The sequence below is a fragment of the Thioalkalivibrio sp. ALgr3 genome (assembly GCF_000377325.1).
Taxonomy (GTDB): Bacteria; Pseudomonadota; Gammaproteobacteria; order Ectothiorhodospirales; family Ectothiorhodospiraceae; genus Thioalkalivibrio.
The window spans coordinates 1-9,552 of record NZ_KB898004.1 but is presented as its reverse complement, the minus strand read 5'-3'; the positions used below and the strand labels follow the sequence as shown (position 1 = coordinate 9,552).

The 9,552-nt window shown below is 67.2% G+C and carries 11 protein-coding genes and 1 pseudogene; all 12 read left to right on the top strand.

What is annotated here, in order from left to right; all coding sequences use genetic code 11:
* Positions 1-129 (top strand): annotated as a pseudogene (locus C998_RS14195) (carbon dioxide-concentrating protein CcmK); the annotation flags it as partial.
* A 10-nt stretch (positions 130-139) separates the two neighbouring features.
* On the top strand, positions 140-592 hold the full coding sequence (locus C998_RS0113370; protein WP_018871383.1) for a bacterioferritin: 453 nt from the start codon (positions 140-142) through the stop codon (positions 590-592).
* Complete coding sequence (locus C998_RS0113365) at positions 576-857, top strand: 4a-hydroxytetrahydrobiopterin dehydratase (protein WP_018871382.1); 282 nt, start codon at positions 576-578, stop codon at positions 855-857. The genes C998_RS0113370 and C998_RS0113365 overlap by 17 nt, the downstream gene beginning before the upstream one ends.
* A 13-nt stretch (positions 858-870) precedes the next feature.
* Positions 871-1,506: a ParA family partition ATPase gene (parA, locus tag C998_RS0113360; RefSeq protein WP_018871381.1), complete on the top strand. Its 636-nt coding sequence runs from the start codon at positions 871-873 to the stop codon at positions 1,504-1,506.
* Positions 1,503-1,931, top strand: coding sequence for a hypothetical protein (locus C998_RS0113355; protein WP_018871380.1), 429 nt, complete (start codon positions 1,503-1,505; stop codon positions 1,929-1,931). The genes parA and C998_RS0113355 overlap by 4 nt, the downstream gene beginning before the upstream one ends.
* 62 nt (positions 1,932-1,993) lie before the next feature.
* Positions 1,994-2,797 (top strand): CbbQ/NirQ/NorQ/GpvN family protein, encoded by an 804-nt coding sequence (locus C998_RS0113350; protein ID WP_018871379.1) that lies wholly within the window; start codon positions 1,994-1,996, stop codon positions 2,795-2,797.
* A 28-nt stretch (positions 2,798-2,825) separates the two neighbouring features.
* Complete coding sequence (locus C998_RS0113345; RefSeq protein WP_018871378.1) at positions 2,826-5,147, top strand: nitric oxide reductase activation protein NorD; 2,322 nt, start codon at positions 2,826-2,828, stop codon at positions 5,145-5,147.
* Between the two features lie 56 nt (positions 5,148-5,203).
* Positions 5,204-6,205 (top strand): LysR family transcriptional regulator, encoded by a 1,002-nt coding sequence (locus C998_RS0113340; RefSeq protein ID WP_018871377.1) that lies wholly within the window; start codon positions 5,204-5,206, stop codon positions 6,203-6,205.
* A gap of 108 nt (positions 6,206-6,313) precedes the next feature.
* The gene (locus tag C998_RS0113335; protein ID WP_018871376.1) at positions 6,314-6,889 is read left to right on the top strand and encodes an SgcJ/EcaC family oxidoreductase; all 576 of its coding nucleotides are present in this window, start codon (positions 6,314-6,316) and stop codon (positions 6,887-6,889) included.
* A 69-nt stretch (positions 6,890-6,958) separates the two neighbouring features.
* On the top strand, positions 6,959-7,906 hold the full coding sequence (locus C998_RS0113330; protein WP_018871375.1) for a sodium-dependent bicarbonate transport family permease: 948 nt from the start codon (positions 6,959-6,961) through the stop codon (positions 7,904-7,906).
* A gap of 3 nt (positions 7,907-7,909) precedes the next feature.
* A complete protein-coding gene (locus C998_RS0113325; RefSeq protein WP_018871374.1) occupies positions 7,910-8,200 on the top strand; it encodes a hypothetical protein in 291 nt (96 codons plus the stop codon).
* 13 nt (positions 8,201-8,213) lie between these two features.
* Positions 8,214-9,215, top strand: coding sequence for a phosphotransferase (locus C998_RS0113320; protein WP_018871373.1), 1,002 nt, complete (start codon positions 8,214-8,216; stop codon positions 9,213-9,215).
* Positions 9,216-9,552: the final 337 nt, after the last annotated feature.

Here is a 9,552-nt window from a genome sequence, read left to right as displayed (position 1 = left end):
CGTGCCGGTGCCGATTCCTGCGAGCGTGTGGGTGACGGCCTGGTGGCTGCGCACATCATTGCCCGCGTGCATTCCGAAGTGGAAAGCATCCTGCCGAGTGCGCCCAGCGCCAGCGGCTCCGCCAGCTGAGGATACGCCGATGGCCGATCCACGGATCGTGGGCTATCTGAACCGGGCCGTCGCGCATGAAATGTCGGCGGTCCAGCAGTACATGGCCCAGGCGCGGCTGACCGCGCTCTGGGGCATGGCGGAACTGAGCGACTCGCTGCGGCGGGAAGCGCAGGAGGAACTGGAGCATGCGGATCGCCTGATGACCCGCCTGATGCACTACGGGCTGGCGCCTCCCGGCAGCCAGCTGGCTCCGGTGCGTCTGGGGCGGTCAGTGCGGCAGCTGATGGAGTACAACCGTGCGCTGGAGCTGGACGCGGTGCGGATGTACGAGGAAGCAATGGCGTATTGCCGTCGCACCGGCGCCCGAGAGGATGCCGCGCTGTTTTCGGCCCTGCTCGACGAAGAGTGGGAACACGTGCGCGAGATCGATGCTCAAATGAATGCAAACGGCAGCGGAGATTCCGATGGCCGAGAACGGTGACGTGGTTCCCGCAGGCTGGGAGCCTGGCAAGGGTTCGCTGGTGTCGATCAGCAAGCAGTACACCTTTGATCGTTACGGGGTGACGCGGGATTTCCTCGACCGGGTCGCGGATCTGTCCGAGGCCGACGGTTATCATCCGAACATCAGCTTCGGGACGACCTACGTGAACATCACCATCGACGCCCGGGACGGCGAGGCCATCGGCGAGGCGGATCGCGCCTTCGCGCTCGAGGTCGACCGGCTCGCCGGCGAGGTGACTTCATGACCCGGGGTTTGTAATGGGCTCGCGGGTGATCGCGGTCGTCAATCAGAAGGGCGGGACCGGCAAGACCACCCTGACGATGAATCTCGCGGCCGGGCTGGCCCGGCGCGGCCGGACCCTGGTCGTCGACGCCGATCCTCAGGGTTCGGCGGGGCAATGGGCGCGCATGAGTTCGGAGCGCAAGCCGTTCCCGGCATCCGTGTTCGCGGTGGCCGGGCCGCTGGATCGGGAGCTGGCGAATCTGCGGCGCGATTATGACTTCGTGGTCATCGACTGTCCGCCGACCCTGGAAGGCGGTGCGGTGAACGGGGCCCTGGCAGCGGCGGACCTGGCATTGATCCCGGTGCTTCCTTCGCCGGTGGACCTGTGGGGCAGTGTCCGCATGGGGACGGGCCTGGAGGACGCGCAACGGGCGAACCGGGATCTGCAGGCGCGTATCGTGGTTAACCAGCTTGAGGTGCGCAGCGCGCTCTCGCGCGCAATGAAGCATGCCCTCATGGAGATCGACATTCCCGCACTGGAGCAGACGCTGCGGCGGCGGGCCATCTACCGGCGTTCGGCGCTGGAAGGCAGCTCCGTCTATGATCTGGGGAAACCCGGACAGGCGGCGGCGGCCGAGATCGAAGCCATCATCGAGGAGGTTTCACAATGAGTGACCTGCAGAACAAGCTGGCGGCCGGCGTGCGCGCGGCGCGCGAAAACCAGGATAACAAGGGCGAGGCATCGGGCACTTCGACGGAGGACAAGTCGAGCAGCAAACCGGAGTCCGCCACGGAGCAGAAAACCGCGGAGAACAAGCCGGCGCAGAAGCCCGCCTCGGGCCAGTCGTCGGCCGGCAAGGCGACGACCGGGACGCGCGGCAGCACGGCGAAGAAGCCCGCTGCAAAGAAAACCGCGGGCAGTTCCGGCGGGTCTGGCGGGTCGGGCGGCACGCGCAAGAGCAGTGGAACGACGACGAAGAAGCCGGCCTCCGGCGGCAGCCGCGGGAGTCGCAAGGACTCACCGGGGAACGACGATCGCGCCACCGGTGATGCGCCCTGGGAGAATCTGCATCCGGATCGGGTCTGGCCGGACTGAGCCGAAACGGAAACGCGAGCATGGCCGGGCGCTGCCCGGCCTTTTTGTGAAGGAGCATTGCCATGCAGGACGAACTGCGCGAATACCGGGTGACCGCAGAGCCCTATTACCAGCCGGTCGCCGACGAGGTGGAGCTGTACGAGGCGGCGTATGCGGCGCGCATGCCCATGATGCTCAAGGGTCCGACGGGCTGCGGGAAGACGCGGTTCGTGGAACATATGGCCTGGAAGCTGGGCAAGCCGCTGGTGACGGTGGCCTGCAACGAGGACATGACCGCCTCGGATCTGCTGGGGCGCTATCTGCTGGATGCGGAGGGGACGCGCTGGCAGGATGGACCGCTGACCATGGCGGCCCGGCTCGGGGCGATCTGCTATCTCGACGAGATCGTGGAGGCGCGGCAGGACACCACGGTGGTGATCCATCCCCTGACCGACAACCGGCGGGTGCTCCCGCTGGAGAAAAAGGGGGAGATGGTCGAGGCGCATCCCGACTTCCAGGTGGTGATTTCCTACAACCCGGGTTATCAGAGCCTGATGAAGGACCTGAAGCAATCGACCAAGCAGCGCTTCGGCGCGCTGGATTTCGACTATCCGGATCATGCGACCGAGACGCGGATCGTCGCGCACGAGGGTGGCGTGAGCGAGGATGTAGCGGACAAGCTGGTCAGCGTGGCCGAGCGTGCACGGAATCTGAAGGGGCACGGTCTCGACGAGGGCATCTCCACCCGCATGCTGGTGTATGCGGCCACGCTGATCGGGAAAAACGTGCAGCCGCTGGCCGCCTGTCGCATGGCCCTGGTCCGGCCCATTACCGACGATCCGGACATGCGCGATGCGCTGGATTCGGCGGTAACCACGTTCTTCTAGACCGCCTTCGAGGCGGCGCGGGCGCGCGATGAGCATCCATCTGGAAGACTATCCGGACCTCCTCGACGATCTCGGGGAACACGCCGCGCAGGTGCTGGAGTCCGCGTGGCAGGAGGCGACGCGCGCGTTCAGTCCGGCCGGTCTGGAACGCTATTACCTTGAGGGGGCGCGCAGCCTGCATTCGCTGGGGCGGGGCACCGATCTGGTCGCGGCGTTCATCCAGGAGGCCCCGGGGCTGGCCCAGGAGCTGGGCGAGGATGCGGTGGCCGAGCTGCTGAGTGCGTCCATCCGGATGTATTCCAAGACCAGTTCCGCAGTGATCACGCTGGTAATCTCGACCGCGCCCATCGCCGCGCGTCGCCTGGGCGACCATTCGCTGTTCGAAGGTTATCTGCGCCTGCTGGATTCGTTGCTCGGGCAGGCCCCGCGTGGCGTGCGCCCAATGCTTGAGCATCTCGACGAGCTGCTGAGCCATCTGACCCTGGGCGGGCTGCGACGCTGGGCCACCTGGGGCGCGCAGGCCCATCGCACGGATCTCGAGGCGCAGATCGAATACTTTGGTCTGCAGTCGCCGGAGTCGCGTTCGGTGTTCCAGAAAGAGCGCCGCGGCACGCTGTTCGTGGACGTGCAGCGGCGGATCAACCTGTATCTGCGCTCGCTGTGGGGGCGCGATTTCTTCATGCGTCCGACCAGTGGCGATTTCGAGTCGCGCGAGGGCTACCGGCCGTACATCCAGGGCTTCACCCTGTTCCTGCCGGATGCCTTCGACGATACCGACGAGCTTTCCGGTCTGGACCTGTATCGCGCGGCGGCCGCGCATGCCGCCGCGCACATGGTGCATACCCGCGAGCGTCAGGAAGAGGAGGCGCCGCGGGGGATCCGGGGCGCGCTGGTGGAGCTGTTCGAGGATGCCCGGGTCGAGGGGCTGACACTGGCCGCGTTCCCGGGGCTGGGTCAGATCTGGAAACCCCTGCACACGGCCACCCCGGAAGACGGCGATGCGCCGCAGCCACTGCTGGCACGGACCGCGCGCGCCCTGATCGACGCCGATTACACGGACCCGCACCCGTTCGTGAACGAGGCGCGGGCAGCCTTCGCCCGAGAGTCCGATCTGGAGCGTGCGGGACTGGCGGCGGAACTGGCGGAAGCGCTGGCGCCGGCGTTCCCGGAGAAGGGCTACGTGAACCCGAAGCAGATCGCGCCCGAGGTCGTCTACCGCGACGACAACCGCTATATCTGGGCGGTGGGCCGCGAGGACGAAGAAGAGGCGGAGGTGCTGGCCGCACACGGCTCCGGCCAGGAACGGATCTACGTCACGCCGATGGAGATGATCAACACCCTGGACGTGCCCAGTGCCGGGGACGATGCCCAGCAGATCATGGTCCTGGCGACGGAGTTCTTCCGTGATGGCGAGGACACCAGCATCAACGCGCAGGAGGGCAAGGAGCCGATCTCGCTGCCGTTCCACTATCACGAGTGGGACTACCAGATGCAGCTGGAGCGCCCGCACTGGGTGACCCTGCTGGAGCGCCGCCCTCCAAAGGGCGATCTGGACGAGATCGACGCGATCAATGAGAAACACAAGCCGCTGATTGCCCGTCTGAAATACCTGATCGAGGCGATTCAGCCACAGGGGATGCAACGCCTGCGCCGCCAGCCCGACGGCGACGAGCTGGACGTGAACGCGCTGGTGGAGGCACAGATTGACCTGCGCATGAACCGTCAGCCCGATGAGCGCATCTACACCCGCAATCTGCGCCAGGAGCGGGATCTGTCCGTGCTGGTCCTGCTGGACCTGTCGGAGTCGACCAACGAGACGGTGCGCGGGACCGACACCTCGGTGGTGCAGCTGGCGCGTGAGGCGACCACGCTGCTCTCGGGTGCAATTTCGCGCATCGGCGATCCGTTCGCGATCCACGGCTTCAACTCGGACGGGCGGCACGACGTCGAGTACTTCCGCTTCAAGGATTTCGATGCGCCATGGGACGACACTGCGCGGGCGCGTCTGGCGGGGATGAAGGGGGCGCTTTCCACGCGCATGGGGGCGGCCATCCGGCATGCCACGGAGCAGCTGCGTGCCCGCGGCTCGCAGAAGAAGCTGATGCTGGTGATTACCGACGGCGAGCCCTCGGACACCGACGTGCGCGACCCGCAGTACCTGCGCTTCGACGCGCGCCGCGCGGTGGAGGAGGCCGGACGCAATGGCGTCCACAGTTTCTGCATGAGCCTGGACCCCAACGCCGATGATTACGTGGAGCGCATCTTCGGCAACCACTACATGGTGCTGGACCGGGTCGAACGGCTGCCGGAGAAGCTGCCGATGCTGTATGCCGGCCTGACGACCCGTTAACGGGGGGCGGCGTGAGTCAGAGTGATTCGACGCGGGATTCCGGCCTTCCGCAGGTGATGCTCAAGTCGGAGCTGCCGGCGCATCTGATCCGGCATGCGACCCTGCGCCAGCTCCAGGTCTTCGAGGCGATCGTGCGCCTGGGCAGCTTCACCCGCGCCGCGGAGGAGCTGCACCTGACGCAGCCGACGGTGTCCATCCAGATCAAGAAGCTCTCCTCCGCGCTGGGGCTGCCGCTGTTCGAATATGTCGGGCGTCGGGCGTCGCCCACCGAGGTCGGGCTGCTGCTGTACGACACCTGCCGCGAGATGCTGGGGGCGCTGACCAACCTGGAGATGAAGCTGGCCGAGATGCACGGCCTCAAGCGCGGCCGGCTTCGCCTGGCGGTGATCACCACGGCGCAGTACTTCGCGCCCAGCATCCTCGGCCAGTTCGCGCGGCGCTATCCCGACGTGGAGCTGTCGCTGGAGGTTTCGAACTTCGACCGGGTGCTGGACCGCCTGGCCAATAACGACGATGACCTGTACATCATCGGCCATGTGCCGGAGCGCCTGACCGACGTGGCGGTGTACCCCTTCGCGCCCAACCCGCTGGTGGTGATGGCCAGTCGCGATCATCCGCTTGCGGGGCGCCGCAACATCCCGCTGCAGGAGCTGGAGCAGGAGAATTTCCTGATGCGCGAGCCGGGATCGGGGATCCGTGAGTCCACCCTCAAGCTGTTCCAGGAACACGGTATCAATCCGCGGGTGCGCATGGAGCTGGGCTCCAACGAGGCGATCAAGCAGGCGGTCATCGGTGGTCTGGGGATCTCGGTGCTGTCGCTGCACACCCTGAGCGCGGAGGGCGCGGAAGGGCCGGTGGCGCTGCTGGACGTGGAGCATTTCCCGATCCACCGTCAGTGGCACATCGTGCATCCGCGGCAGAAGGTGCTGTCGGTGGTGGCGCAGACCTTTCTCGACTTCGCCATTCAGGACGAGGCACGGCTGCGCAATCAGATCGAGGACATGCTGGCTGCCTTCAAGGCGCAGGCCGATGCCGGACAGGGGCCGTCCGCCGGATGAACGGCGCCGGTTGACAGCCCCGGCTGACAGGTTATGGGGGGCGGTTTACAATCGCTCGCAAAATCCAACGTTTGATCAGGGCCGCCACGGCGCCCGCGGAGAACACCGGTGAAGAATCCTTCCGACGACCGACCGCGTATCAGCGGCACCCGGTTCATTGATGCCGACAGCGAGCCGCGTGCCCGCTTCAGCCTGAGTGCCTCGTACCGGGACCAGCACCACCCGGTGACCGGCACCGGTGGTGACCCGAACTTTGGCGCCATCGATACCCCGGTGGACGAGAGCTGCGTGGTTTGCGCCCCGGCAACGCGGCGTCTGGCGGAAGAGCTGTTCGAGCGCTGGAACGATGCGCTGAAGACCGGCGACGCCGATCGGGTGACCGACTGCTATGCCGAAGACGCGGTGCTGCTGCCCACGGTGTCGAACGTTCCGCGCACCACGCGCGACGAGATCCGCGACTATTTCCGCCATTTCCTGGAGAAGCGGCCCGCGGGCACGATCACTCAGCGTAACGTGAAGTTCGGCTGCAACAAGCTGACGGATGCGGGTACCTATACCTTTCGCGTGCGCGACGGCGGCGAGGTCAGGGACGTACCGGCGCGTTACACCTTCGTCTACGAGAATCGCGACGGCGAATGGAAGATCGTGCATCACCACTCCTCGATGATGCCCGGCAACGACTGAACAAGACCGACAGTCCCGTGCCCCGCGAGAGCCGGCGCGGGGCGACGTTTCTGACTGGAGGCAAGGACCATGGTTTCCGAACCGGTCGTTCTGTTTTTCCTGCTCGGCGCGATCGCCGGGCTGGCCAAATCCGACCTGAAGATCCCGATGGCGGTGTACGAGGCACTGTCCATCTTTCTGCTGCTGGCCATCGGCCTGCACGGCGGGGTCAAACTGGCCGAATCCGATCTGGTGCCCCTGCTCCTGCCCGGACTGGCCGTGCTGGTGGTGGCGGCGTTCATCCCGCTGATCGCCTTCCCGGTGCTGCGCTGGGTCGGCCGCATGACCCGCGCCGACTCGGCCTCCATCGCCGGCCACTACGGCTCCGTCAGCGTGGTGACCTTCTCGGTGGCGGTGGCCTACCTGGCCCAGCGCGGGCTGGATTACGAGGGGCACATGATCGTGTTCCTGGTGCTGCTGGAGATCCCGGCGATCGTGATCGGCATCCTGCTGGCGAAGGCGGGCACCGGTGGCGGCACCCGCTGGGGCAAGACCCTGCACGAGGTGTTCTTCGGCAAGAGCGTGTTCCTGCTGATCGGCGGGCTGCTGATCGGCTACCTGGCCGGTCCCGAGAACATCGAGCCGCTGGAGCCGATGTTCTGGGACCTGTTCAAGGGCGTGCTGGCGCTGTTCCTGCTGGAGATGGGGCTGGTGGCCTCCAGCCGCATCGCCGAGGTGCGCAGTTACGGGGCCTTTCTGGTGGCGTTCGCGATCGTGATGCCGGTGGTGGCCGCGCTGCTCGGCATTGTGCTGGGCTGGGGGCTGGGCATGTCGCTGGGCGGCACGCTGCTGCTGGCCACGCTGTACGCCAGTGCCTCGTACATCGCGGCGCCGGCGGCCATGCGTATCGCGGTGCCGGAGGCCAACCCGGCACTGTCGATCGGGGCCTCGCTGGGGGTGACGTTCCCGTTCAACATCTTCGTCGGCGTACCGCTCTACTTCTGGTTGGCCGAACAACTCTACGCAGTCGGAGGATAGGGCATGGAAGGCGAACCGATGCGCCTGATGGTGATCGTCACCGAGGCGATCCTGGAAGACATGCTGGTCGACGAGATCCGCAAGCTGGGTGCCAGCGGCTACACCGTGATCGACGCCCGCGGCTGGGGCGAACACGGCAAGCGTCGCGGCAACTGGCGCCAGGGCGGCAATATCCGCATCGAGGTGCTGGGGTCCGAGGAGCTCTGCACCCGCATTGCCGCGCACATGCGCGACACCTACCAGAAGGACTACGGGCTGCTGATCTACACCACCGACGCGCTGCTGCACAACTGAGTCGGCTGCGGCCATGGGTGCGCGGGAGGACGAAGAGCTGGCCGCACGCGTGCGCGACGCGACCGGCGCCCGCGCGGCGTACCCGCAGGAGCGGGTGCAGGGGCTGTGGAGCGGTTACGGCGAGATCCGGCGCTACCGCCTGGAGGATGCGACGGTAGCCTCGGTGGTGGTGAAGGACGTTCGCTACCCGGCAGCCGTCAGCCACCCGCGCGGCTGGGGCGGCGGGGTTTCCGACCGGCGCAAGCGGCGATCCTATGAAGTGGAGCGGGCCTGGTACGCGGATTTCGCCCCGCGGCTCGATCCGTCGCGCTGTCGGCTCCCGCGCTGTTTCGCGGCGGGTGGGGACGATCATGGCGGCTGGATGATCCTGGAGGATCTGGATGCGGCCGGTTTCCCGGACCGCCGCGAGCGCCTGGACTTCGACGGCGCGGTCCTCTGCCTGCGCTGGCTGGCCGAGCTGCATGCGGCGTTTGTCGGCACCGCACCCGACGGCCTGTGGCCGGTCGGAAGCTACTGGCATCTGGCGACCCGTCAGGAAGAATGGGCGGCGATCGAGGACCCGGCCATCCGCCGCACGGCCGCGGAGATCGATCGCCGGCTGAACGCGGCCCGTTTTCACACCCTGGTCCACGGTGACGCCAAGGTCGCGAACTTCTGTTTTGCTGCCGACGGGGGCGCCTTGGTGGCAGTGGACTTCCAGTACGTCGGCGGCGGCTGCGGGATGAAGGACGTGGCCTATTTCATCGGCTCCTGCCTCGACGAAGAGGAACAGGAGCATCGCGAGGCCGACCTGCTGGACGCCTATTTTGATGCCCTGCGCGAGGCGCTGCGCGATCACCACCCGGACGTGGAGGCGGCCGCGCTGGAGGCCGAATGGCGGGACCTGTTCCCGCTGGCGCAGGCCGACTTCTACCGCTTCCTGGTCGGCTGGAGCCCGGCTCACTGGAAGATCCATGACTACAGCCGGCGGGTTGCGCTGGACGTCGTACGGCGGCTGGATCCGGGGCCGGCCTGAGGCGCGCCGGATCGGCTGGCCTCCTACGGTTGCCCCGGCCGGTAGGAGGCCGGCCCTCCGGCCGATTGTGCGTTCGGGCTGTCTCCGGCGCCCGATCGGCCGGAGGGCTGGCCTCCTACGGGTCGAACCCTGCCCCCGGTGGGAGGCCGGCCCTCCGGCCGATTGTGCGTTCGGGCTGTCTCCTGCGCCGGATCGGCCAGAGGCTGGCCTCCTGCGGGGCGAACCTTGCCGCCCGGTGGGAGGCCGGCCCTCCTGCCGATTGTGCGTTCGGGCTGTCTCCGGCGCCGGATCGGCCAGAGGCTGGCCTCCTACCGGGCGAACCCTGCCCCCGGTGGGA

Excerpts from the sequence above, each read along its gene's own strand:
- C998_RS0113325 (WP_018871374.1), top strand. The coding sequence starts at position 7,910 with ATGGAAGGCGAACCGATGCGCCTGATGGTGATCGTCACCGAGGCGATC.
- C998_RS0113340 (WP_018871377.1), top strand. The coding sequence starts at position 5,204 with ATGCTCAAGTCGGAGCTGCCGGCGCATCTGATCCGGCATGCGACCCTG.
- C998_RS0113365 (WP_018871382.1), top strand. The coding sequence starts at position 576 with ATGGCCGAGAACGGTGACGTGGTTCCCGCAGGCTGGGAGCCTGGCAAG.
- parA (WP_018871381.1), top strand. The coding sequence starts at position 871 with ATGGGCTCGCGGGTGATCGCGGTCGTCAATCAGAAGGGCGGGACCGGC.
- C998_RS0113320 (WP_018871373.1), top strand. The coding sequence starts at position 8,214 with ATGGGTGCGCGGGAGGACGAAGAGCTGGCCGCACGCGTGCGCGACGCG.
- C998_RS0113370 (WP_018871383.1), top strand. The coding sequence starts at position 140 with ATGGCCGATCCACGGATCGTGGGCTATCTGAACCGGGCCGTCGCGCAT.
- C998_RS0113350 (WP_018871379.1), top strand. The coding sequence starts at position 1,994 with ATGCAGGACGAACTGCGCGAATACCGGGTGACCGCAGAGCCCTATTAC.
- C998_RS0113355 (WP_018871380.1), top strand. The coding sequence starts at position 1,503 with ATGAGTGACCTGCAGAACAAGCTGGCGGCCGGCGTGCGCGCGGCGCGC.
- C998_RS0113330 (WP_018871375.1), top strand. The coding sequence starts at position 6,959 with ATGGTTTCCGAACCGGTCGTTCTGTTTTTCCTGCTCGGCGCGATCGCC.
- C998_RS0113345 (WP_018871378.1), top strand. The coding sequence starts at position 2,826 with ATGAGCATCCATCTGGAAGACTATCCGGACCTCCTCGACGATCTCGGG.